This is a genomic window from Microbacterium mangrovi (assembly GCF_000802305.1).
In the GTDB taxonomy this organism is placed as follows: domain Bacteria; phylum Actinomycetota; class Actinomycetes; order Actinomycetales; family Microbacteriaceae; genus Microbacterium; species Microbacterium mangrovi.
On record NZ_JTDK01000049.1, the window covers coordinates 1 to 328 of the forward strand.

Annotated in this window: 1 protein-coding gene; it reads right to left on the reverse strand. The window is 63.1% G+C overall.

What is annotated here, in order from left to right; translation table 11 throughout:
• The coding region (locus LK09_RS21285) for a hypothetical protein (protein WP_197061124.1) at window positions 1-328 on the reverse strand (328 nt) is incomplete at both ends.

The window sequence follows — 328 nt, forward strand, 5'->3', positions numbered from 1 at the left end:
CAGTAGCCCCACCACGATTGGTGGCGATGCGGACCGGAAGGTGATGATGCTGGGACCACAGCCGGGTCAGCTTGGACAGCATTGCCGCGCCACGTAAATCGCCGCCATCAGGGGAAGACAATACGAGTGAGTCCAGCTCCTGGGCATGGACGCGATGAGCTGCCAGACGCAATCGCGCATCGACGAGGTTGAGCAGCACCGGTGCTGGTCCGGTGGGGCGGGCCACCTTGATGGCAAGGTCCGGGTGGCTGCGATGCAATTCTGCGGCGTGTTGGACAACTTGTGGGGGATTGGAGTGCAGGTGGGTGGCATTGACGGGCACCAGGAC